Annotated in this window: 1 protein-coding gene; it reads right to left on the bottom strand. The window is 64.8% G+C overall.

What is annotated here, in order from left to right:
- Positions 1–210, bottom strand: a 210-nt coding sequence (locus IB278_RS33770) for a hypothetical protein (RefSeq protein WP_192328911.1), incomplete at both ends; no start/stop codon positions are given.

The raw sequence follows: 210 nt of genomic DNA, 5'->3' as shown, positions 1-210 counted from the left end.
CCGTGTTGGTCAGGGTGATCAACGTGTCGGCCAGCGTGGCCTCCTGGTCCGCGTAGTTGGACGAATCACCCGGCACCGCATGATCGATCTCGGCGAACTGCTGCAGCGTCCGCGAGCCGGCGGCGCTGACGGTGACGTCGAAGATGGTGTTGGCGGCAAGAATTCCGGCCTCGCTGGCAGAAGTCGAACCGATGACCTTGCCGGCCACCA

It is taken from the genome of Variovorax sp. VRV01, assembly GCF_014852545.1.
GTDB classification, from domain to species: domain Bacteria; phylum Pseudomonadota; class Gammaproteobacteria; order Burkholderiales; family Burkholderiaceae_C; genus Variovorax; species Variovorax beijingensis_A.
The sequence above is the reverse complement of the archived record's forward strand: the minus strand, read 5'-3'. Positions and strand labels throughout refer to the sequence as shown.